Annotated in this window: 27 protein-coding genes; 25 read left to right on the forward strand and 2 right to left on the reverse strand. The window is 31.1% G+C overall.

Annotation, left to right across the window (positions count from 1 at the left end; all coding sequences use genetic code 11):
- The first annotated feature begins 9 nt into the window (after positions 1-9).
- From ADJ60_RS09160 to ADJ60_RS09235, 17 genes are all read left to right on the forward strand, one after another.
- Positions 10-1,095, forward strand: a complete 1,086-nt coding sequence (locus tag ADJ60_RS09160; RefSeq protein ID WP_049544677.1) for a toprim domain-containing protein — start codon at positions 10-12, stop codon at positions 1,093-1,095.
- Positions 1,096-1,145: 50 nt separating this feature from the next.
- On the forward strand, positions 1,146-1,379 hold the full coding sequence (locus tag ADJ60_RS09165) for a DUF5965 family protein (RefSeq protein WP_000152419.1): 234 nt from the start codon (positions 1,146-1,148) through the stop codon (positions 1,377-1,379).
- Positions 1,376-1,759: a DUF5945 family protein gene (locus ADJ60_RS09170; RefSeq protein ID WP_000159216.1), complete on the forward strand. Its 384-nt coding sequence runs from the start codon at positions 1,376-1,378 to the stop codon at positions 1,757-1,759. The genes ADJ60_RS09165 and ADJ60_RS09170 overlap by 4 nt, the downstream gene beginning before the upstream one ends.
- Positions 1,760-1,797: 38 nt before the next feature.
- Positions 1,798-2,073 (forward strand): hypothetical protein, encoded by a 276-nt coding sequence (locus tag ADJ60_RS09175; RefSeq protein ID WP_000495442.1) that lies wholly within the window; start codon positions 1,798-1,800, stop codon positions 2,071-2,073.
- Between the two features lie 81 nt (positions 2,074-2,154).
- A complete protein-coding gene (locus ADJ60_RS09180) occupies positions 2,155-2,787 on the forward strand; it encodes a DUF3990 domain-containing protein (protein WP_000424174.1) in 633 nt (210 codons plus the stop codon).
- Complete coding sequence (locus tag ADJ60_RS09185; RefSeq protein ID WP_049544680.1) at positions 2,778-3,005, forward strand: hypothetical protein; 228 nt, start codon at positions 2,778-2,780, stop codon at positions 3,003-3,005. Before ADJ60_RS09180 ends, ADJ60_RS09185 begins: the two co-directional genes overlap by 10 nt.
- Before the next feature lie 439 nt (positions 3,006-3,444).
- The gene (locus tag ADJ60_RS09190; protein WP_049544681.1) at positions 3,445-5,835 is read left to right on the forward strand and encodes an AAA family ATPase; all 2,391 of its coding nucleotides are present in this window, start codon (positions 3,445-3,447) and stop codon (positions 5,833-5,835) included.
- A 180-nt stretch (positions 5,836-6,015) separates the two neighbouring features.
- Positions 6,016-6,492: a type II toxin-antitoxin system antitoxin PezA gene (pezA, locus tag ADJ60_RS09195; RefSeq protein ID WP_049544682.1), complete on the forward strand. Its 477-nt coding sequence runs from the start codon at positions 6,016-6,018 to the stop codon at positions 6,490-6,492.
- The gene (gene pezT / locus ADJ60_RS09200) at positions 6,492-7,262 is read left to right on the forward strand and encodes a type II toxin-antitoxin system toxin PezT (RefSeq protein ID WP_049544683.1); all 771 of its coding nucleotides are present in this window, start codon (positions 6,492-6,494) and stop codon (positions 7,260-7,262) included. Before pezA ends, pezT begins: the two co-directional genes overlap by 1 nt.
- Positions 7,263-7,399: 137 nt before the next feature.
- On the forward strand, positions 7,400-8,422 hold the full coding sequence (locus tag ADJ60_RS09205; RefSeq protein ID WP_044727581.1) for a nucleotidyltransferase domain-containing protein: 1,023 nt from the start codon (positions 7,400-7,402) through the stop codon (positions 8,420-8,422).
- Positions 8,423-8,430: 8 nt separating this feature from the next.
- Positions 8,431-9,009 carry an E2/UBC family protein gene (locus ADJ60_RS11810; protein WP_239682360.1) on the forward strand — a complete coding sequence of 193 codons (579 nt, stop codon included), beginning with the start codon at positions 8,431-8,433 and terminating at the stop codon, positions 9,007-9,009.
- Entirely contained in the window at positions 9,006-10,196 is a 1,191-nt protein-coding gene (locus ADJ60_RS09210; protein WP_239682361.1) for a HesA/MoeB/ThiF family protein, read from the forward strand. Before ADJ60_RS11810 ends, ADJ60_RS09210 begins: the two co-directional genes overlap by 4 nt.
- Positions 10,174-10,638 (forward strand): Mov34/MPN/PAD-1 family protein, encoded by a 465-nt coding sequence (locus ADJ60_RS09215; RefSeq protein WP_049544688.1) that lies wholly within the window; start codon positions 10,174-10,176, stop codon positions 10,636-10,638. The genes ADJ60_RS09210 and ADJ60_RS09215 overlap by 23 nt, the downstream gene beginning before the upstream one ends.
- Positions 10,639-10,644: 6 nt before the next feature.
- On the forward strand, positions 10,645-11,499 hold the full coding sequence (locus ADJ60_RS09220) for a hypothetical protein (protein WP_044727578.1): 855 nt from the start codon (positions 10,645-10,647) through the stop codon (positions 11,497-11,499).
- A 389-nt stretch (positions 11,500-11,888) separates the two neighbouring features.
- Entirely contained in the window at positions 11,889-12,248 is a 360-nt protein-coding gene (locus ADJ60_RS09225) for an SAG1252 family conjugative relaxosome accessory protein (protein WP_000529547.1), read from the forward strand.
- Between the two features lie 9 nt (positions 12,249-12,257).
- Positions 12,258-12,623, forward strand: a complete 366-nt coding sequence (gene mobC, locus ADJ60_RS09230) for a plasmid mobilization relaxosome protein MobC (RefSeq protein WP_000263039.1) — start codon at positions 12,258-12,260, stop codon at positions 12,621-12,623.
- On the forward strand, positions 12,610-14,478 hold the full coding sequence (locus ADJ60_RS09235; RefSeq protein ID WP_049544689.1) for an SAG1250 family conjugative relaxase: 1,869 nt from the start codon (positions 12,610-12,612) through the stop codon (positions 14,476-14,478). The genes mobC and ADJ60_RS09235 overlap by 14 nt, the downstream gene beginning before the upstream one ends.
- A gap of 45 nt (positions 14,479-14,523) precedes the next feature.
- Here ADJ60_RS09235 and ADJ60_RS09240 read toward each other — a convergent pair whose 3' ends face one another.
- Both ADJ60_RS09240 and ADJ60_RS09245 read right to left on the reverse strand, forming a co-directional pair.
- On the reverse strand, positions 14,524-15,600 hold the full coding sequence (locus ADJ60_RS09240) for a sensor histidine kinase (protein ID WP_049544690.1): 1,077 nt from the start codon (positions 15,598-15,600) through the stop codon (positions 14,524-14,526).
- Entirely contained in the window at positions 15,585-16,256 is a 672-nt protein-coding gene (locus tag ADJ60_RS09245; RefSeq protein WP_049544692.1) for a response regulator transcription factor, read from the reverse strand. Before ADJ60_RS09245 ends, ADJ60_RS09240 begins: the two co-directional genes overlap by 16 nt.
- A gap of 513 nt (positions 16,257-16,769) precedes the next feature.
- Here ADJ60_RS09245 and ADJ60_RS11530 point away from each other — a divergent pair.
- From ADJ60_RS11530 to ADJ60_RS09280, 8 genes are all read left to right on the forward strand, one after another.
- Positions 16,770-16,898, forward strand: coding sequence for a lasso RiPP family leader peptide-containing protein (locus ADJ60_RS11530; RefSeq protein WP_160313208.1), 129 nt, complete (start codon positions 16,770-16,772; stop codon positions 16,896-16,898).
- A 78-nt stretch (positions 16,899-16,976) separates the two neighbouring features.
- Positions 16,977-18,740: an asparagine synthase C-terminal domain-containing protein gene (locus tag ADJ60_RS09250; RefSeq protein WP_049544693.1), complete on the forward strand. Its 1,764-nt coding sequence runs from the start codon at positions 16,977-16,979 to the stop codon at positions 18,738-18,740.
- Positions 18,730-18,996: a PqqD family peptide modification chaperone gene (locus tag ADJ60_RS09255; RefSeq protein WP_049544694.1), complete on the forward strand. Its 267-nt coding sequence runs from the start codon at positions 18,730-18,732 to the stop codon at positions 18,994-18,996. The genes ADJ60_RS09250 and ADJ60_RS09255 overlap by 11 nt, the downstream gene beginning before the upstream one ends.
- Entirely contained in the window at positions 18,993-19,415 is a 423-nt protein-coding gene (locus tag ADJ60_RS09260) for a lasso peptide biosynthesis B2 protein (RefSeq protein WP_049544695.1), read from the forward strand. The genes ADJ60_RS09255 and ADJ60_RS09260 overlap by 4 nt, the downstream gene beginning before the upstream one ends.
- Positions 19,412-20,110, forward strand: a complete 699-nt coding sequence (locus ADJ60_RS09265; RefSeq protein ID WP_049544696.1) for an ABC transporter ATP-binding protein — start codon at positions 19,412-19,414, stop codon at positions 20,108-20,110. The genes ADJ60_RS09260 and ADJ60_RS09265 overlap by 4 nt, the downstream gene beginning before the upstream one ends.
- 16 nt (positions 20,111-20,126) lie before the next feature.
- The gene (locus tag ADJ60_RS09270; RefSeq protein ID WP_049544698.1) at positions 20,127-20,927 is read left to right on the forward strand and encodes a hypothetical protein; all 801 of its coding nucleotides are present in this window, start codon (positions 20,127-20,129) and stop codon (positions 20,925-20,927) included.
- Positions 20,920-21,609: a hypothetical protein gene (locus tag ADJ60_RS09275; RefSeq protein ID WP_049544699.1), complete on the forward strand. Its 690-nt coding sequence runs from the start codon at positions 20,920-20,922 to the stop codon at positions 21,607-21,609. Before ADJ60_RS09270 ends, ADJ60_RS09275 begins: the two co-directional genes overlap by 8 nt.
- A complete protein-coding gene (locus tag ADJ60_RS09280) occupies positions 21,602-23,344 on the forward strand; it encodes an ABC transporter ATP-binding protein (protein WP_049544701.1) in 1,743 nt (580 codons plus the stop codon). The genes ADJ60_RS09275 and ADJ60_RS09280 overlap by 8 nt, the downstream gene beginning before the upstream one ends.
- Positions 23,345-23,641 lie beyond the last annotated feature (297 nt).

Below are 23,641 nucleotides of genomic sequence, written 5' to 3' on the forward strand. Positions count from 1 at the left end.
TGATATTGCATGGAAATAGAAGAATGTAAGCAAATTTCAATTCTTGATGTAGCCAATCGTTTAGGTATCTCCTTTAAACAAGTTTCGAACAGTGTCTATGAGCATTCTGAACACGATTCATTTCGGATTTTTTCAACTACCAATACTTTTAAATGGTTTTCAAGAGATATTCAAGGTGATGTCATTGATTTTGTTCGACTTGTTAAAGGAATTTCTTTTAAAGAAGCTCTAGGCTTTCTTTCTGAAGAACCTTTTAAAAAAGAAGCTGTTCAAGAAAAAAGAGAGAGACCTTTTTATTATCCTTTAAAGAGAATAGAAGATTCTAACTGTAGTCTGGCCAGATATTACTTAACAAAATGTAGAGGAATCTCAGAAGAAATCATAGAAAAGATAATTCAACAAGGTTTGATAGCACAAGCTAGTTGGAAAACAAATGAAACTGTTGAACCTGTTATTGTTTTTAAAAGTTTTGATCATCGTCACAAACTGCAGGCAGCAAGCTTACAAGGGATTTATAAGAATCATTCTCTTCCAAGAGAGAGGTTGAAAACGATTCTAAAAGGAAGCCATGGACATGTTGGAATATCCTTTGATATTGGTCACCCCAATAGACTGGTCTTTTGTGAATCGTTCATCGACTTGATGAGCTATTACGAGCTACATCAACAAAGTCTATCAGATGTTCGTTTGGTATCTATGGAGGGATTAAAAAGGTCTGTTGTCGTTTATCAAACTTTACGACTGATAGCTGAAGAAAATCAGAAGTTGGAATTTTTAGATACAGTAATACCTTCAAAGTTATTGCCTCTAATTAATACAATTCGTGATACCACCAGCTATTTTGATAATCATCCTGATTTCTTGACACTTGCGGTAGATTGTGATGATGCTGGAAAAGATTTTTCTGATAAGTTATCTCAATCAGGATTTCCTGTTTTACTGGATTTACCTGATAATGAATCTGGGAAAGTAAAGATAGACTGGAATGATGTTCTTAGAGAAAAGAAATCAGATTTACAATGTATGCTTGAAACTGTAAAAGAGACATTAGGGCACCAACCAGTAAGACAATCCTCTCAATGTTTAGAATTGTGATAACAAAATCAAGATGTTTTAGCTAATATTAGAATGAAGGAGGATAGTATATGACCATTATTGAACGCTTAGAAGAAAAGGTCACTAGGCAAGAAAGTAAGGTAGCAAGAGAGACAGAAAAACTAGCTGCTTACAAAGAGCAACTGGAGACAGCGATGTTTGCGACGTTCAAAAGGCGTCAAAGCATCAGTCACATGAGTTTTGAAGAAGCTCTTGATCATGCCTTTGGTAAAGAAAGACAATTCGATGATTCTGAATTTAGAAAGGATGAAATGAGTGAATGACAAAAGATTGGAATTTTAATCAACCATTAGAAAGTAAATCAGAAAATCAAGAAGATCCAGATAAAATTGCGGCCTTATTTGGAAATCATCAAGGAGGTAATGATGTAAATTATGAAGCAGCTTTTCAAAAGCGCAAACAAGCACCTGTGACGGAATCAAATTCTAGTTCTAAACCCAAAGTTACAGAGGTTAGAACAGGAAAAGAGACAGATATCACTACAAGTTATCAGCAACATCTTAAAAGACTTATTGCGGATAACAATAGCGATATTCAAAGTAGTCAAAAGAAAATTGAAGAGCTACATACGTTGATTGACACAAAGAATAAAGAAAATAAGAAATTGCAGTCCATTTATGATGCGATTTCCGAATTACACTAAGCAGTCCTGATAGGCTGCTTTTTTTTGAGAGGTTATAGATGTTTACAACATTTTTTAAGAAAAATCACGACAATAGTGATGTATTTAAAAAGCTAATTCATAGACTATCTGATATGTCTGTCCAAGATCTTGAAAAAATAGACCGACTGCTAGATATTATTTTCACTCCAGATCAAGAAACCGAACAGCTAAAAACAGAAGCAACTTACAGAGAAGAAACTTTGGACGACACATTAAAGGAAGCTAAGAACCAACTTCATAAAGAACAATTGGAGAAGAATTTAGAGAGATTTAGGAAAAATGGAATGAAATAAATGGTTTTATAAAATTTTCTTTTACTTGCATAAAGTCTTGTGTTATACTTTTAGTATAGACTAGAGAAGGAAGTAAATATTTTGGAGTTGACTACCAAGCAGGAAAAGCAACTAGGTCAGACGCAGTGGTTTCATGCTACATTATTGAGACATTTAGAATCCTTAAAAAAAGGAATCGATGTTAAATTTAATTTAGGAAGTGAGCTAGACTTTGGACCTGGTTTCTATATCACACCTGACTTTGAACAAGCTAGAAAATTTATTAACAAGCAAGTTGAAGTATTAAATCGAAGCACTTCTAATAATAATATTTTTGACTCAGAAGAAGAAGTAGGAATTATAGTAGAATTTCGTATTTCAAATTTTATAGAAATTTTTAAGAACCCTGACTATCATTGTCACTATTTTGCAAAACATAAAAAGTCAGAGTCAGATTTAGATTTTGCGGAATTTGTCGTTCAAAATCGGGAAAATCCAGATGAATTACAACACCATTTTGATTTTATCTATGGTGTTCAGACTGATGACAATCCAACCCAAGCTTTAGCTCGTTTTCGTCAGAATGAAATTACAAAAGAAGAAATGCTTGCTGAGTTTAGAAAACCCTATTCTTTTAAACAATTATCCATTCACAACCAATCTTTTTGTGATATAATGAAAATAGAGAAAGTTTATCAATCAAAGACAGGAGAGGAGTTACAAAAATGGCAGTAGTATCGTTGGAAAATAATATTAAACTATATAGTTCAGAATTATTTCAAGCACTATTAAAAGCCTCTAATTATAAATTGGATGAGCGTATTGCTCAGACTGTTGCAGAAGGCTATGCTCGTAATCTAGATTATTCTGATCCTGAACTGATGCATGTTGGTGTAACTTCGGTTGCTAACAACCTGCTTACAAAAATTAAACGAGAGTATTTTAATGTATAGTATTTTGAAACAAGCGACCTCAAAAGAAGGAAATTACTCTTAGCCAAGTTGATAGCTAGCAGTTCAGTTATCAGGGTTAATAGTAGCGAGTCAGTCCACCTGACTCGCTTTTTCGTTATTTAGTTTTCCGATAAATTGTAATAAATGTTTACCAGAATAGTTCAGTTGTGTTTCGTGACAGTCGGCTTGTGACTCATTTTTGTCAAGTCAGAAATGAAACTCCTGTCGGAATAAGTTAGACTGACAAATTAAGACTAAGTTTTGCAGTATTTCATATGATAGATTAGGCTTAAAAATCTTATTTTACGGAGTTAAAAGAAGTTGCTTCATTGGCACGATTCGAAGAGCAATTGGAATGATTCTCATTTATAAAGTAATTTGAGTAAGCATCCTGTTTTATGTTATCTCTATATGATATAATGAAAGAGAGGTATAAATTATGTCAAATTTAGAAATAAAAAAAATTGATATCAAAGATTTTGGTTGCTATAAAGACTACAAACAGCATAGTCAATCAGGTATCGGTAATGATTTTAATGATGGAAGAATTAATATTTTTTACGGTAGAAACTATTCCGGAAAAAGTACTTATTCGAAAATTTTTCAAAGTATTGAACTTAAGCAACTTCCAGAAAAGTATGAAAAGATAGATTTTGAAGTCAAACTAGCTAATCATAGGATTATTAAGTCAAACGAAATAGGTAGCGAGTTACCAATAGATTGCAAAGTTTTTAATCAGCGATTTATTGACGATAATATTTATCTTCACAACGACAATAAATTAAATAGTTTCCAAATTTCAATAGGTAGTGATACTAATGAAACCTTGAAGAAAATCGAAGATATACGATTAAATGAACTTAAACCTAGAAATGAAAAATTGTCACAGATTGAATTGGATATAACTGAAAAGCAACAAAAGACTAAAATCAGTAAAGATAGTTTAGATTCAAAACTGAGAACAACTGCTTCAAAAATCAAGAATTTAAAGAATCCCTCGGTCGTAGTTGGTAATAAATATGATATACGAGATATAAAGGAGGAGTTTGAAAAATATTCAGCTCATTTTCCTATTTTACCATTACAAGATGATGAGAAGGCTGTAGCTGAGTTAGAAAAGAATGTTGAACAAGCCAAAATACGAATTCTCGAAAAAAACATAAATAAACCACAAAAAATTGATTTAGTTAGTTTTGATAAAAATTTTAATTTCACATTATTTTTAGAAAATACGAAGAAACTTTTATCTAAAGTTGTCTCAGTAAGTAATATTTTAGATGAATATAAAGATAGTCCAGATAAAATAAATTGGATTAAGCATGGTGTTGATATCCATGGAGATAATCCAGAAAAATGTGTATTTTGTGGTAATAGCATTGATAGTGACCTCATTAAAAATCTAAAGTTGGCTTTTTCTAATGAGTTAAGATCTCTGGAAAACGAATTATTGCTGCAAAATAATAGGATAAAATCAGAAATCCAAAAATTAGATGCTATTCCAAATATTAATAAGGAAGATTATTTTAAAGATTCTGTATCTGATATTCAAAATATAAACAAAGAGATTGAAAATAATACTGATAATAGAAAAAGAGTTCTAGAAATACTAGAATCAAAAATTTCAGAAAAACAACGAGACATTTTTTCTAAAATTGAAATTAATGATTTAAATTGGATTGATTTTTCCGAAATTCAAGTTGAGATTAACTCACTATATGATGACACTATTAAACAGATAGAACAATTTGAGGATAGGAAAACTAAAAGTTTAGATTTTCTTCGAAGATATTATATTGTAAAAGAGTTCCCTGTACCTGAGTTCACTAAACTATCTCAAGAAGTTGACCAACTCCAAGAGGATATGGAAAAAATAAATTTGGAGCAGAAAATATTAAACGAAGAAAAAGAAAAATTTGAGAAAGATATTAGTGAACTTGAAGGTAGTTTAAAGTCAGAATCTGAAGCAGTAAAACGTATAAATATGATACTTCAAAATTCTTTAGCACATTCAGAGATGTCCCTAAAATCAGTCGATGATGAGGAAGGTATATATTTCGAAGTTTCTCGAAATGAAGAAAGAGCATATAATCTAAGTGAAGGAGAAAAATCATTAATAACCTTTGCTTATTATATTACAAGATTAGAAAGTTTGTCGACAGAAGAAAAGTCAAAAACAATCTTATTTATTGATGACCCTGTCTCTAGTCTGGATGAAAATAACATTTTTTATATTTACAACCTAATTTTTTGTCTTCTAGAAAAGAAAGAATTTTTACAATACTTCTTGTCCACTCATAATCTAGATTTCTTGAAATATACAAATAGATTTTCTAATAAAAAAGATTATTACTTAATAGAAAAGATAAAAGAAGCTGAAAATATCCCGTCAAAAAGTTATATAAAAAATTTGCCTAATTATTTGTCAAATAAAGTCACGGAATTTGTATTCCTGTTTGAACAAATATATAGGGTAGCGACGGAAGATGAAGACGAAAATAATTTTTCTGTTTTTTATAATTTTCCAAATAACGGCAGAAAGTTTATTGAAACTCTTTTGTACTTTAAATATCCTGACTATAAAACAAACAATGACAATAAAATTATTAATTATTTCGGAGGTGAGAATGCTCCGTTTATACAACGTATAAATAATGAGTACTCTCATGGAGAAGATAGGTTTGATAGAACTCGCAATCCCATTAATACATGCGAGTTTAAGCATGATGCTAGAATAATATTAGGAGTCTTACATCGAAATGATCCAGAACAATTTAAATCATTTCTCAATAATAGTAATTTAACTCACCCAGATTTTCTGGAAGATAGATAAAAATAACGACATTTCATTAAAGAGATGTACTTATTTCTATACTGCTGAGTGTTGTGCTCCCTTTTAGATGGCTTTTTTAGAAGTAAAGTTTAGGCTAGAAAAGCAAGAAACAACGCACCAAAATTGGTGCGTTGTACTTTTTTATGCTATAATTGAATTATAAAAATTAAGGAGTTTGCCATGATTGGAAAGAATATAAAATCCTTACGTAAAACACATGACTTAACACAACCCGAATTTGCACGGATTGTAGGTATTTCACGAAATAGCTTGAGCCGGTATGAAAATGGAACGAGTTCAGTCTCTACGGAACTAATAGACATTATTTGTCAGAAGTTTAATGTATCTTATGTCGATATTGTAGGAGAAGACAAAATGCTCAATCCTGTTGAAGATTATGAATTGACTTTAAAAATTGAAATTGTGAAAGAAAGAGGTGCTAATCTATTATCTCGACTTTATCGTTATCAAGATAGTCAGGGAATTAGCATTGATGATGAATCTAATCCTTGGATTTTAATGAGTGATGATCTATCTGAATTGATTCATACGAATATCTATTTAGTAGAAACTTTTGATGAAATAGAGAGATATAGTGGCTATTTGGATGGAATTGAACGTATGTTAGAGATATCTGAAAAACGGATGGTAGCCTAGTGGAAATCCAAGATTATTCTGATAGTGAATTCAAACATGCTCTAGCACGGAACCTTCGCTCTTTGACCAGAGGAAAAAAGTCCAGTAAGCAACCTATAGTGATTTTACTTGGAGGGCAAAGTGGTACTGGTAAGACTACAATTCATCGTATTAAACAGAAAGAATTTCAAGGAAATATTGTTATCATAGATGGTGATAGTTTTCGTTCTCAGCATCCACGCTATATAGAACTGCAGCAAGAAATTGGCAAAGATAGTGTAGAATACACCAAAGATTTTGCAGGTAAAATGGTAGAGTCTTTAGTAACCGAATTGAGTCATTTGGGATACAATCTTTTGATCGAGGGAACTTTACGAACGATTGACGTTCCAAAGAAAACGGCACAACTCTTGAAAAGTAAGGGATATAAAGTACAATTATCCATAATCGCAACAAAGCCCGAATTGTCCTATCTAAGCACCCTTATCCGATACGAAGAACTGTACGCTATCAATCCAAATCAAGTACGCGCAACTCCAAAAGAACATCATGATTTCATTGTAAATCATCTAGTTTATAATACACGACAATTGGAAGAACTGGCTATCTTTGAAAAAATTCAAATTTATCAACGAAATAGAAGTTGTGTATATGATTCAAAAGAAAATACAACTTCAGCAGCAGATGTTCTTCAAGAGTTACTGTTTGGGGAGTGGAGTCAGGTAGAGAAAGAGATGCTTAAATCTGGAGATGAAAGATTGAAAGATTTAACTAATCGAAATGGTTGTTAGAGTTAGAATTTTTCTGTCTAACTTTTGGGGTACAATTCATTATAAATAAGTTTGTATTATTCAATTAATAATTCACCAAATATCGTTTAACATGATATAATGAAGATAAGTAAAGACGATAATTTAAGGAGGGACACATGCCAACTTTACAGTCACAGTTTATTAAATTTCACGAAACAATTAAGCTAGACGCTGACGATAAAAAGGTATTAATTGACAAACGTAAAGAAGTTGAAGAAGCAATAAACAAAGGTGTTTCAGGATTTGGAAAAAGCTTTTTCAACCAAGGAAGTTACTCAACTTACACGGGTATTTTGCCAATCGATGAAGGAGATTATGATTTAGATAGAGGTTTAAAAATAGATGTTGATAGACAATCGCATTCTCCTAAAGAGGTAAAGAAGTTTATTTTTGATGCATTAGCTTCCGAATTTGGGGAAAATAGTGTCAAAGTAAAAAATCCATGTGTGACAGTATCATTCCCTGAAGATAATGTTCACATTGATATAGCGGTGTATTGTACTGAAAATGATAACTATTTTTTAGCTAGAGGAAAACTTAATAGTACTGACGAAAACATTAAATGGGAGGAAGCTGACCCTGTAGAATTAACTAAAGAAATTAATAATGCTATGGAGAACTCCGAAGACAGAAACCAATTTCGGAGAGTAATTCGTTACTTAAAAAGATGGAAAGATCTCAAATTTAAAAATCAAGATAATAGACCGACAGGTATTGGGATCTCAGTTTTTGCTATTAATAATTTTTCTGTATCCAAAAAAGTAGACTATTTATCCGGGAAAACCACTTATGATGATATTTCAGCTTTAAGAAACTTAATAAATACTATGATTAATTCATTTTCGGATAGATATGATGTTGAAAGAAAATTATTTTATCCGAGATTAGAGATTATATTACCTGTTAAGCCAAATACTGATGTATATGAAAAGGTATCAAATATACAAATGGAAGATTTTAAGAATAAATTAGAAAAATTAAGAACCTCACTAGATGAGGCAATAGAAGCTACTGATTTAAGTGAGTCTACAAAAATATTAAGTAAACAGTTTGGTGACGATTTTCCTATTATTGAGCAAAATGAGACAGCAGAAAACTTTGGTACTAAGGCTATTATCAGTGATTATCCAAGTGCTTAGATACGAGTATGTTAGAAAAAAAAGAAATATTCCAAATGTACTTTGAAAATATACATTCAGAGAGATTTGAGTCTGAAGATAAAGAATGCTACTTTTATCAATATAAAAAATTCACCTTAAAAATTATCGTTTCTAATGACTTTCCCCACTCACTTCCTGAATTTTATCTTTCAAATTATATGGCTTTTAATAAATGGTATAGCCATGTCGGTTCCGAAGGGAAATTGTGTTACATTTCAGAAGATAATTTAATCTGGGACTTTAACAATCCATGTGGATTATTGAAAGATTGCTGTGAAAAAGTAAAGGAATTATTGGATAGTTGGGATACACCAAAAATGATTGAAGATCTCAGACAAGAGTTTCTATCATATTGGCAGATTAGTTGTTTGAATTCAAAAACAAAATATATATCCATTCGAAGTTACTTATCCAGGGTCGGTTCATTTGAAAAACATGAATTAGTTCTATCGAATCAGAATGGCTATCTTTTTAATTATGGTTCACAACTCAAAGAGAGTGTTCGCCACATTCTAAAAAAAGCAGTGATGTTTATATACTTCCACTTAAAGATTCAACTTCTGTGATTCCTCCTAATCCCCTGAACGAACTAACAGAAGCAACATTTAAGAAAATGATTACAGGAAATCTATCTTCGAGGGTTAGACGTCGCTTCCAAAAGTGGTGTAAAACGAAACGAAAGTCATTCATATTAATTGTATCACTTCCTATATCTGATAATGATTTTGTTTTGTTTGGTGCGAGTTTTGAGTCTAGAACTTCGAAATATCCATTTAAATTTGATAATAAGGTACCACAAAAAAATAAAGGTAGAAAAAAAATTGGTTCTAAGGAGAAGAAATCAAAAAATGGAAGTTTTAAGATTACTCCAGTATATATTACAAGATTCGACAAGGAGTATAGAGTGAGTAGGACATCCCAAGAATATGATTTTCTTAATAAAAAAGTAGTAATTGTTGGACTTGGATCTGTAGGATCGTTTGTTGCAAATAATTTATCTAAAATGGGTATAGCGAAACTTCTTTTAATAGATCCTGATTTTTTAACAGTAGATAACATTTCAAGGCACTATTTAGGTATCGATAGTGTAATAGACAATATTCAAAAAGTAGATGCTTTAGAAGATAGATTGAAAAAAGAAAATCCAGATTTAGAGATTGAATGTGAGGGTATCCGATTTCAAGAAATAGTTCGGAAGAATCCAAATTTATTTCATGAATATGATTTTGTTTTTTCTTGTGTCGGAGATACTAAAACAAATTTTGAAATTAATCATTTTTTTAGAAAGATTGGTAAAACGGTATTGTATTGCTGGTTAGATCCATATGGAGTTGGGTATCATAACCTACTAGTTTCTCCACCAAATAATGGATGCTATATGTGTATGAATTATGAAAACGGATATCTTGTTAATAATAGGGCCTCTTTTGCAGAGGAAAATCAAATATTTGAAAAGCGTTTAGCCAGTTGTTATTCTTCGTTTATTCCTTATAATGTTATTGCACCTAGTTCTTTGGCAAATAAAGCTATAGAAGTATATTTACAGTACTTGGATGGGGAATTTTCTTCTGAAAACAGATTAATATCAGAAATTGGTTCAAATAAACAGTTTGGAAAAGAAGGATTTACATATAGTGTTCGATACTACAATTGTTTAAAGAACAGTGATTTATTAAATGTTGCTTTAAGAACAAATACATCTTGTCCAGAGTGTAACGGAGATTATAAAGTTGATATATGTAAATCTGAATAATAAATCTCGAATTGTAATACCATCTGATATTTTTAATTCATTGCTAAAGTTTAGGCAACTTGGTTTGGAACCTGAAGCAGGTGGTATTTTTGTTGGTAAGAGACTTTTAAATAATTCGATACTTATTATAAATTTTTCAGAACCACAGGATAATGATGTAAGAAGTAGATTTAAATTCTCAAAAACTTCTCAAAACCACCAGAAATTTGCAGATGATTATTTTGATAAAAGTTCAGGTTTTATAAGTTTAATTGGGGAATGGCATACTCATCCCGAAGATATCCCTACTGCATCTTTTGTTGACATTAACTCATGGGAAAAAATTATATCAGATAATGATGACAGATTATTCTTTTTGATAGTTGGAATTCGAGCTGGTAGATTCTACTTTAAGGAATCAAATAAGTGGCAATCCACTCTAATCTATTTTAAGGATGTATAGATACGCATGAATCGAAAAAATAAATTATTTAAGAAATACTTTTTTTGGTCTCAAAAATTTTATTTACCATTAGTATTAATTTTTATATTTCCAATTCTGATTTGCTGTTTGATTGGGAAAAGTTTGACCCTAGTTGAAGTTGAAAAAATATCAAATACCAATTTTTTTACAAGAGCTATTTTTGAAATAATTCCTGATAATTCTAACGCTACTTATATAGTTCTTTATGTATTAATCTCTACTTCATTATTGATGATTTTTAGAAAAAAAAACGCGGAACGAACATTTAATGATGGTCATTCTGTATATCTTCACAACTGTTATAAAAGACTGTGGATTGCAGCAAATTTATTAGGTTATCGAAAGTTACAACTTATAGGTGTCTCAATACCAATGCAGTTTGAACTTATTAATAATGGAGTTTTTTCAGAGTTTATCTCTGAATCATCAGTTGTTCAATATGATGAATTTAAAGGAGAAATTATTGTTGAGTATCTAATTGAAAACAAAAAGAATAAAGTTGTAAATTTATTAGTATGTGATACATATGATATTCCTATAGAAAAATTAGCACCTGACTATTTGGAAAATACAACAGTAAAAATTTCATCGCAAAGAAATTATAGTGGTAACAGATATAACAATCCTCTATTAGTTAGTACAGTTCGAGAAGAGGTACAGAAAATAGTTAACACCTATAATGAGGTTAATCTATTCATGACAACAAATCCATTAAATACACAAGGAATTGTAGGAAAAGCATTTTTAACATTAGATAGATCAGGTTTTGATAAAGTCTCAGTTATACAGATGGATGATACAAAAATTTACAAAGCTCCATTTGTAATATACGAAAATTAATAGGAAATCAATGGTTGAGAATTGTAAAACTATTCTTAGTGTTTTATTGCAATTATTTTTTAGAGAGCCACCTGGCTCTTTTTCTTATTTTTTTGATGTTGTGATACCTTTTCCAAATCATCCTTGTTATCCTAATACCATTCCTAAGAAAATCGATCCTTGATTTTTCTCTGGGGGTTTGGGGGCGAAGCCACAAAGTTATCTTATCGTTGGCTGTCAAAACTGAGAATGTTTTGATCGGCTGGCGATATGATTTTTGGGATATTGTGGACACAATATCTGAGCTCGCAAAGACCGAACAAGAAGTAAGTGAGGTCTATAGGAAGCGTACTGACAATGTGAGGTAGACTTACACTGTCAGACAAGTAGAATGTTGAAGGGATATCAGAATGGGACAAGAAATTAAGTCAATCCGAAAGCAATTTAGAATTACGAGACAAGAAGAAAAACAGATAAAAGAAATGATGAGGGAACAAAAAGTGGATAGTTTCTCAGAATTTCTTCGTCAAAATTTATTGAAAAAGAATTATCAGGATAGAATTTTTGAAAGTTGGTTCTCCCTTTGGCAGTCTCAAAAGTTTGAACAGATTAGTCGAGATGTGTATGAAGTTCTGGTTATCGCAAGAGAAAATCATCAAGTGACTCAAGAGCACGTCTCAATCTTATTGACTTGCGTTCAAGAATTGATTGCAGAAGTGAATCAAATGCAGCCACTCAGTCGTGAGTTCCGTGAAAAATATATGGGTTAGGAGGATGTAATGGTTTATCGCTATCGTACTAATCTCAAAAAAGTATTTCTAACTGATCCAGAATTACACCAATTGAATGAACGGATTGCTAAGAGCAATTGTCAAAATTTCTCAGTCTATGCCAGAAAAGTTTTACTTAATCCCAATATGTCATTTGTCACGATTAACACTGATACTTATGACCAGTTAGTTTTTGAATTGAGACGGATTGGAAATAACATAAATCAAATTGCGCGTGCGATTAATCAAAGCCATCTGATTTCTCAGGACCAATTACAAGAATTGAGTAAAGGAGTCGGAGAGTTAATTAAGGAAGTGGACAAAGAATTTCAAGTGGAGGTGAAAAGACTGAAGGAGTTTCATGGTAGTTACTAAACACTTTGCGACGCACGGAAAAAAATATCGTAGGCGTTTAATTAAGTATATTCTCAACCCTGATAAAACGGACAATTTGAAATTGGTATCTGATTTTGGCATGAGCAATTACTTGGACTTCCCTAGTCATGCAGAAATGGTAGAGATGTACAATGTCAACTTCACCAATAATGACAAGTTGTACGAATCCAGAAACGACCGACAAGAAAAACACCAACAAACTATTCATGCTCATCACCTCATTCAATCATTTTCTCCTGAAGATAATCTGACACCTGAAGAAATTAACTGCATTGGTTATGAGACCATGATGGAATTGACAGGAGGTCGCTTTAAGTTTATCGTAGCGACTCATACAGACAAAGATCATACCAACAACCATATCTTAATCAATGCCATAGACAGTAATTCAGATAAAAAATTGATATGGAATTATGCCTTAGAACGAAATTTACGTATGATTTCAGACCGTATTTCTAGAATGGCGGGGGCAAAAATTATTGAAAAGCGTTTCTCTTACCGTGACTATCAAAAATATAGGCAGTCTAGTCATAAATTTGAATTGAAACAACGTCTTTATTTTTTGATGCAGCAGTCAAGGTCCTTTGATGATTTTTTAGAAAAAGCGGTGCAGTTACATGTTCATATTGATTTTAGTCAGAAGCATAGTCGATTCATGATGACAGATCGAGCAATGACAAAACGAATTCGAGGACGCCAACTCAGCAAGCGAGATTTATATGATGAAAAATTTTTTAGAATGAATTTTGCTAAGCAAGAGATTGAAAGTCGTTTAGAATTTTTGTTGAACCGTGTCAATTCTTTAGAAGATTTAATAACAAAAGCAAAAGAATTGAATCTAACCATTGACTTAAAACAAAAAAATGTAACTTTTATCCTGGAAGAAGATAATCAAAAGATAAGTTTGGGTCATCAAAAAATAAGTGATAAGAAATTATATGATGTCAAATTTTTTCAAGATTATTTTAAAAATAAGGAAGTCATTGCTTCAGAAGGATTAGAGAATTTACAGGAACAGTACCATGCTTTCCAAGAAGAACGAGATAAGGATAAAGTATCCACTGAAGAGATTGAGGAAGCCTTTGAGACATTTAAGGAAAAACGAGATGCCATTCACGAATTTGAAGTGGAACTTGCAGAACATCAAATTGAGAAGCTAGTTGATGAGGGCGTCTATATCAAGGTGGCTTTCGGTGTCAAACAGAGCGGTCTTATTTTCATTCCTAATTATCAGCTAGATATTATTGAAGAAGACAATCAGAAAAAATATAAAGTCTATATCCGAGAGACAACCTCATATTTTGTCTATAACAAAGAACATTCGGATAAGAATCAGTATATTAAAGGGCGAACCTTGATTAGACAGTTAACCAACGATAGTCGAGTAATACCATACAGAAGACCGACTGTTGATCGACTTCAAGAAAAGATTTCTGAGATTAATCTCTTGATTGAGTTGACAGAGACAGACAAAAAATACCAGGACATCAAAGACGAACTGGTTGCAGAAATAGCAGAGCTAGACATCAAACTGACTCAAACAAATGAAAAAATCGCCACCTTAAACAAGATGGCGGAAGTGCTTATCAATTTGAAGAGTGAAGATCCAAATAGTCGAAAACTAGCAAGGTATGACTTTTCAAAACTAAATTTAACAGAATCAATTACACTAGAGCAAGTGACTGAAGAAATAAGAGTATTACAAGAGGAGCTAGGTCATTATCTTTATGAGTATGAAAGACTGATTATAATATTGGAAGAATTTGTAAAAATGTTAAATATTACTACTAATAATCCTAATCCAAAATTTCAAGAGAATATTTTGATGGACTAATCTCTATAATTGACATAGTGGTATAAAATATTTGATAACTAAAGACTAGACTGGTATACAAATAGTGACAAGAGCACCGTTCTCAAAATTACTCAAATTTACTTCTCCGCCATGAATTTTCGCTACCCGATTAACAAATGCTAATCCAATTCCGAAATGACTTCCTTGCTCTGAATTTGTTGCCTGTTTGTCTTGAAAGTATAGTAACCCATATTTCTCGAGTATATTCTCCGAAAATGAAGAATTGCTATTCCATATGGAAATATAAAATTTATTATCTATTAACTTATAGTCTACTCTTATTAATGGAGAATTACTTTTGGAATGGTCAATTGCATTATTAATAATATTTAGGATTGCTCGTAGGAATAGGTTTAAATTAAGTGTTAAATTAATAGTGATTGGTAGATTATTGGAAAATTGGATTTTAGCCTTTTTATCAGTAATTAACTTAATTTCTTGTTCAAATAATTCAAGTAAGTAATCCGAAGAGAAACTCTCCCAATTAGAACTATCATTATAGAATGTTTTAGAGTAATTAATTAGCTGATTAAAGTATCTATTAAGTTGTTGGCTAGCAATTTCGATATCTCCTAAACATTGACCAATATTTCCAGTAATATCCATAGATTGTAAAAATTGAGCATTTCCTTGAATAATTGTTAAAGGTGTCTTCAAATCATGTGCTGCAGCTGAGACTTGAAACATCAATTCCTTTTTTTGCTGTTTTTCAGATTGAATCATTTTTTTAATCGTTGACTGCATTTCCTGAATTTTTTGTCTTGTTTCAATCAGTTCAATCAAAGTTAATTTAGCTGGGGCTTGTTCATTTATATCAACCAATAGACTTTGATTATAAACAATATTTGTTTCTTGCTTTATCTTTTCTAGAAGGTTGCTAATATTTTTAGCAATAATAGAAAATAAAATTAGACTAATATAAATCCAAGAAATCGTGCTGAAATAGATAGTAAATGCACCTGCATTTTTTTCAGTAATATTAGTAAAAGCAGTAAATAACAATGGTAGCAAATAAAATAGAAAAAGACTAATAAGAAATTGTCTTAAAATCTTAAAATATGTTTGTTTAATTAGTTGGTTAAAAGTCAGAGCGTTATCCACTGATAACCACCTCCCCAGATTGTTTTAATTGGATTAATTTCATAAGGTTTTAATTTTTGCCTGATTTGGTATACATACTCTGTAATAGACCTTCCCAGTGTTTCAGAATCATGAGGGTAAAGATAATCAAAGAGTTCGTCATTTGAAAATATTCTATTCGGATTGCTGGAAAGCAACAAAATTAATTGGAATTCTCTTTTTGTAGTTGGAATATGTATATCCGAAATTCTAAGTTCTTCTTTAGTTTTATCAATTGCCAGAGGTCCAAATTGTAGAATCTCACTAGAATGATTATTGCGCACTTCTCGACGGATATGCATCTGTACTCTAGCTACTAGTTCAGGTATGCTAAATGGTTTTGTAATATAGTCATCTGCACCGGACTGTATACCATATACAATATCCTCTTCTAAATTTTTGGCTGTTAAAAATATGATTGGAACAGAAATAAATTCTCGGATATACTTACAGATTTCAATTCCATCGTGGGGCATCATAATATCTAAAATAATTAAATCATAGCCGATAAAATGACAGATATCAATTTCTGGAATAGCAGTCCGCGTATCGACGACAAAGTTTTTATTCTCTAGAACATTTTGAATAAGTCTTAAAATGGCAATATCATCATCTATGACTAGGACTTTATATTTCATAATTGTCTCTCCTTTTAAAATATATTCTAATTATACCATGTTTACCCTCAAGTAATGATATAGAATAATAATAATCTAAATAATAAATACTTCTTATGGAAATTATAGTAGATTAAAATAAGATATGAACAAATCTATTAAGAAAGTCAAATTCATTTCTAGAAATGTTTTAGCAGTTGCGGCGTACTATTCTAACTTCAATCTACTATAGTATATGACAATACGATAATCTGGAATCAAAAAAATTACCTAGAAATCAGAAATTCTGATATTTTTCTGATATTTGTTTTGTAGAATATGAAATGTAGATGATAACTTATCATCTACCCTAATAGTTACTATTAGGGATTAGGAATTATTCTATAGCATGTTTTTCTGAGAGTAGTTCAAAACTCCAAATCAGTAATATATGTGGTAAGTTAAATCAATTTGCTCAGGATTTAGCAGGTAAACATAGTTGTTACTCGATTGAAATTGCTATAGGGTAATATGAATAATAGGAAGGAGAATGTTATGTACCAAAAACCAACTATTACAAAAATCGGTAGCTATCGAACTTTGACAAATGGTGCAGGCACTGCACGTGAACGTGATTTACTTGGCTTTCGTGCGTTGATTGTTATTCACTGGCCATGGTTGTAATCGAAAAATATAGATAATGAGCGGAGGGTGAGCAACTCCGCTTATTGTTTATGTCATTGGTATAAAACATAAATCGTTATGAAAGTTAATATTATTGTAGAAAAAAATCAAGTTATTACTGCTGATATGTTGGTAGACGAACTGATTAATTTAAATAAAGTTAATGTATATACTGCTGATAATTTATTAATGGTAGTTAAACATCACAATGATTCTGAGGAAATTAGTAATTTTTTAGCAAGAGAAGATTTGAACTTTGAAATGATTGAGAATAATCTCAGTAAATTAAAAAAACATACATCTTTTATAGCAGTTACAAAAGAGAATCACCTTATAGCCAGTGGGGACTTTAATAATTGTAATCCAATATATTATCTAGAAAGAAATGATGAATTATTTGTTTCATTCCATCCTGAATTAATTTCTAATCTTACAAAGCAAAAATTAAATAAAACTTATTTTGCCTTACGTATCGTAAACTTTGAGACTATATATCCATTTAGTGAGTTAACACCATGGGAGAATATAAAACTTCTAAATAGTCGAAAAATGCTTGTAGTTTTAAAAGGTCAGATTAGTCAGGTATTTCCTTTTAGAAGTAACGGTGGTAATAAAAGGATCTCTGAAGTAGCAGTAGAATTACGTCAAAATGTAAAGGATGTATTACAGAAAAATTTGGGAAAACAAATCAGAATAAGTGCAGATTTATCAGGCGGCTTAGATTCTACTTCTCTTTGCTATTTTTGTAAGGATTTAGGAGTAGAGTTGAATACAATTTTTCTATCTCCAGAGGATGGCGCTGATAGTGATGCTATATGGTCAGAACGAGCAAGTAAGGAGGTTTCGGCAGAGCATACGGTTTTACCGTATAGTAGCACAATTACTCTAAACTCTTTAAATCCTTTAGATATATATAAAGCACTCCCATTTGGTCCGTCAGAATCGTTTCGCTATATAAGTCTAGCTAGGAAAATTATAGAAATTGGGCTAAAAAACGATATTGGTATGCATATAAATGGTCATGGTGGTGATGAGCTATTTGGTCCCCTATCTACTATGGCTTGGTCCTTGTATCATTCTAATTACCCGAATCGCATAAAAAATTTATATGGATTTGCAAGATTAAATAAGTTCAATCTTTTTAAATTTTTTAAGTCATTGGTTGATAATGAAAGTTTATCTGATAATTTGAGATGTTTAGAATGTCGAGAAATCGAACAGATTGATTTTGATATAAAGTATAGTTCTCAATGGGTTCCAAAACCATCAGTTGCAAATTTTGTAACCCAAACAGCAAGAGATCTAATTACAAGTTGTGCAAGTTCATATGCTGAACAAAATATTGAACCATATTCGGATGATAAATCTATTCATAGAATTCTTGAAGAAGTTGAAGCTCATAGTCTTTTACAGAGAGATTTGAATGCAATGGTGCCGAATGATAAGTCATTTAGATTTCTTAGCCCGTATACAGCATATGACATCGTGGAGTCAGCATTACAATATAATATAGATGAAAGATTTAATGCAAAAGTAACTAAACCTATGTTGGCTGAGATAAGATCAGAATCTATGTCACTTGAATACTTTAAGCGAAGAGATAAAGGGGAGTATACCAAATCAACCTTTACGGAATACAATAATCGTAAGAATATGTTACAAAAAATCTTTTCTGAAGAATGTTTGATTTATAAGTTAGGGTTGGTAGACAAGAGAAAGTTATTACAATCGCTAAATAAATTTAGTGCTGATGGAGAACAGTTAGAAAACATTATGAGGATTCAAATCATTGAATACTGGCTGAGAGGTTATTGTGAAAGTGGTGGTATATATGAAATATAAGTTATCGTCAAATCTTAATATTAGTAAGACAGATGATGGTGGTAGTATAGTTTTAAATTCTAATGATGGACAGTATTACCATCTTGATCAATTAACTACGAATTTTTTAGGTCTGTTAATTGAAGGTGTTTCATTTGAAGAATTTTGTAAAAATATTTCTATCCGTTACTCCGTTAAATTATCGCAAGTTATGGAAGATTATAAAGAGATATTAGAGAAACTTCAGAAATTACAGATTTTGGAGGTGGCTAAATGAGCTCGCCAGTTAGAATGGAAAAGAGAACGAAATTATCATTTAAAAATAAAATTACAGCATTTTTTTGTGCCAATGTATCGTTTTTTTTAATTAGATTACCTCCTAAGAAACTATCTAAAATTATTGAGAAATTAAGTAAAAGGACTCAAAGTGCTACTCCAGCGGAAGTAGAACAATGGCGCACATATATAAATTCAATTAATGTTAGATGTGCAGGGAATGGTTGTCTACAAAGATCCGTAGCAGTTATGCTGTGGGGAATAATAGCTAGGCGAACTCCTGATTGGATTTCGGGATTTCAGGTATCACCATTTATAGCCCATGCATGGGTTGAAATTGATGGGAAACCCATTGGTGAAGAAATCGATTTATCCAAATTTCAAAAAATTATATTTGTAAAAGGTGGAAAAGATAAATGATACAAATTGAGAAAATTAGCAAAGGTTTTAGCAGTAAGAGTGTTCTTTCAGAAGTTTCGTTTACAGCAAAAAAGGGAGAAATAACGGCATTAATTGGGCCAAATGGGTCTGGTAAATCAACTTTAATAAAAATATTGCTTGGCTTGATTTCGTCAGATGAAGGCAGAGCGACTTTTGATGGAAAAAATTATGAAGAATTGGGGGAATACCCCTTCAGATATGTAGGAGCATTTCTAGATAGTTTTCAACCCAATCCAACAAGGACGGCCTATAATCACTTGAGGTGGATTGCTTTAACTAGTGGTATAGATAAGCAGAGATGTTTAGAATGTTTAAAAATAGTTGGTCTTCAGGATGTTGGCAATAAAAAGATAAAAGACTACTCACTTGGAATGAAGCAAAGGCTGGGGCTGGCTACGGCTATTTTAGCGAATCCTAAAATACTTATTTTGGATGAACCAATTAATGGACTTGATCCAGATGGAATTAGATGGGTTAGAGAGTTTCTAAGAGAATTTGTAAGAGACGATAAAATAGTTTTAATCACAAGCCACTATATGAATGAGTTAGAACTTACGGTTGATAAAATTGTAGGATTATCTAATGGTAAGGTAGTCATTGATGGTAGCAGTAAAGATGTTCTTGAAGAATATGGCTCTTTTGAGGAAGCATATTTTAAGTCTGTTACAAGTTAGATGGGGGTAATGATTTATGAAAAATACTCGTAGTGAACTATACAAAATATTATCATTGCCACTTTTTTGGAGGGGTGTAGCAATTGTGATTGGAATCACTATATTCTTTACCTTTCAAAATATTCAAGTCATTAATGCGATAGCAAATGGTAATACAGAGATTCTTATGCTTGAAGATACGACTAGTCAATTAACGGAGTTTCAAACAGTAAGAGATGCTGTATTGTCTTCCCCTTATCAATCTAGTATTCTATTTTTTCCAATCTTATTTGCACTGATTCTATCTACGGAGTACAAATTTGGTCAGGAATCATTAACTAAATTATTAACACCAAAATGGCAGACGATTTTAACAGGTCAGATTTGTTCTGGAATTATTGTAGCCAGTACGTTGACAGTTGCTCTATCCCTAATAAATAGTGCAATGCTCTATGTGATGTTAGATGAAACATTGCAAAATTATCTTAGCCTAGGTCTTGTTTTAGAAGTGACGTTAAGAATCATTATCTTTGCCATAACATTGACATTGCTTTCAATGTTTTTAGTAAAAATAACAAGAAAGCCTATTCCCTCTGTCATTGTTATTGTAAGTATTCTTATTATAACTTTATCAGGCATATTGAAAGTCGTTTCTCCGACACTTGAAAATTTATTACCCCTAATAGGTGCAAAGTCATTTGTATTTGGAAGAGTAGAAAATAACAATCCTTCGGAAATGTATGGTTTATTATTATTATTATCTCAAGCATCAATAGTAACTATTTTGATGTATATTAAAGGTTGGTATAAAAATCAGAAGGACAAGAAATATGGATGAAATAGTATATGCTCTTATTTATAAAAAATATAGTTTGAATGCAGTGAAAATACAAATTTTAAGTCATTTATTGCTTATTCTATTTACATGTATTCTTAGTTTGATAACATTTGAAATCAATGGAAGTTATATTGTGTTATCAATTAATCAAATTTTGGCAATTACATCTTATTTATTTATGATTGGTGGACTGATAAATGGATCTATAGAAGTCGAGAATCCAGAATCTAAAATAGTCTATTTATTAACCGGAAACAAAAAAAGCAGTACACAAAAAATCATTATTGTTGAATTGATAGATTGTGTATTACAAGCAATTCTATCATTCTTAGTTATCGCAATCTTCTTCATTTTTAAAGGAAGTATTAAAGAAGTTAACGTAATACAGTTTTTTTCTTATCTATTTAGTAGCGTTTTGTGTTTCTTCATTGCATATTATTTAACTTTATTTTTTAAGAGTTCGATGACAGCGATAGCTACTTTGCTACTATTTCCAATATTAGTTATACCCTATATTGAGCGTGTATTTCCTGGAGTATTACCATTCATTTATTATGAAACTATTTCTGAAAGTTTTAAAATATCAGCAGTATCTGATAGTCATATCATATTGTTATTGTGGAATTTGATTTTACTCCTATTAATTTATTTGAAAGTCAAAAAGAGGTTGAAAAATGAATAGTCAAAAACATTCAGAAGTCACGTTCGGGGAATTTTTAACATTACTAAAACCTTATAAAATAGCTATAAGTATTGCTTTGATTATTGCACTGATTTCGTCAACATTATCAATTTTTCAACCAATACTTCTTTCAAAAATTATTGACAATATTAACGATAACATTTTAGGACAAACTGTAATATTTTTCTCCATAATAGTATTGTTATCTGCAATCCTTAACTCAATTAAGCAGTATATATTGGAGAGTATTAGTGAAAATTTAGTGAGTAGTTTACGAATTCAAATTGTAAATCGATCAATAAAATATAAGATTGAAGTATTTGATACTAAAAAGATTGGGGATTTGGCATCAATCTTGAGTGCGGATACAGCCCAGCTAAGGGGGATTTTGAGCCAAGGAATAGTAGAATTAATATCACAAACATTTACAATGATATTTGCATTAATTATGATGTTTTATCTTGATATTCAATTATTTGGTGTATCTTTGTTAGCCGTACTCTCTCTTTTAATTTGTGGCTTATTGCTTGGAAAAAAAACTAGACCGATTGCAAAGGATTTACAAGAAATAGTTGGAGAGTTATCCTCTGAGTTAGAACGAACTTTGCGGGGGATTAGAACTATTCGAGCATTTTTATCAGAAGTTGTTTTTATTGAAAGAATGAGTAGTGTTGTAACTAATGCGACAAAAATTGGTAAAAAAGTAGCTATTTTTAAATCGATTATAAGTGGCTTTTCCAATATAGCACTACAAATAATGCTAATAATAATTATTGGAATTGGTTCAATTAGAGTTGCTACAGGGATTATATCTATTGGAAATCTAAGTGCCTTTATAATGTATGTAATGCTAGTACTGACTCCAGCTGCAATGCTAGGAGGAGTATTGTCATCAATAAATGAAGGGTTAGGAGCTTATTCTAGGATTAAACTTGCATTGGAACTTCCGATAGAAGATGATGTAAATTCTTTAAATGTTCTTGATAAAAAATCGAATCTAGTTTTGCAAATTAAAAATTTAACCTTTAAATATAATGGCAATTCTGACAAAAATATTCTAAACAAGATTAATATTTCAGTTAATGGTCCGGGAGTGACAGCATTAGTTGGACCATCTGGTTCAGGAAAAACAACAATATTTGAACTTATTGAAAGATTTTATGATTCAGATAATGGGTCAATAGAATTGTATGGAAATAATATTTATGATTTGCCAATTAAAGTTCTTCGTTCAAAGATAACCTTTGTGGAACAAAATGCTTCAATCTTTTCTGGAACAGTACTAGAGAATCTACAAATAGCTAATAAGAATGTTTCAAGATTTGACTGCTTGTATGCACTTAATTTAGTTAATCTTTTTCAGGATATTCCTGAGGACGAAATACTAGATAGGGTAATAGGGGAGTCTGGACTCACTTTGAGTGGTGGTGAACAACAAAGGTTATCGTTAGCTAGGGCTTTAATTTCTCCGAATGACATAATATTATTGGATGAGAGTACATCGAATTTAGATAGTATAAACGAGTCAAAAATACAACAAGTAATTAAAGATTTATCTAGTAAGAAAACTGTTTTAATAATTGCTCATAGATTATCTACTATTCAAAACGCTGATTCAATTTATTTAATAAGAGAAGGAGAAGTGCATGACTTCGGTACTCATCAAGAACTATTATCAAGGAATAAACTCTATAAAGAATTGGTTGAAACTCAGTTTATTAATAAAGGAGCGTGAAAGTCAGCAAATTAATAGAATTAAGCTTTAGACGATTTTTTCAGTAAACCAATTAGGATTTAAGAAAAACTCAAAAATCAATGGGCCTTGATCAACGATAAAAATCAATAGGGTGAATCAATATTTTCGACATATTTTATATATGAAAAAGATAGCAGTACCTAAAATGATATATAAATCAACAATCGGCATTTAAGATAGTAAAAACTATTAAATAGAAAACGAACGGATTAAGAATGTACCTTATTAGAAAATTAATCTTGTTCGTTTTTATGTTTTACACTATTAATCATTAAC

The organism is Streptococcus pseudopneumoniae, from assembly GCF_001076775.1.
In the GTDB taxonomy this organism is placed as follows: Bacteria; Bacillota; Bacilli; order Lactobacillales; family Streptococcaceae; genus Streptococcus; species Streptococcus pseudopneumoniae_G.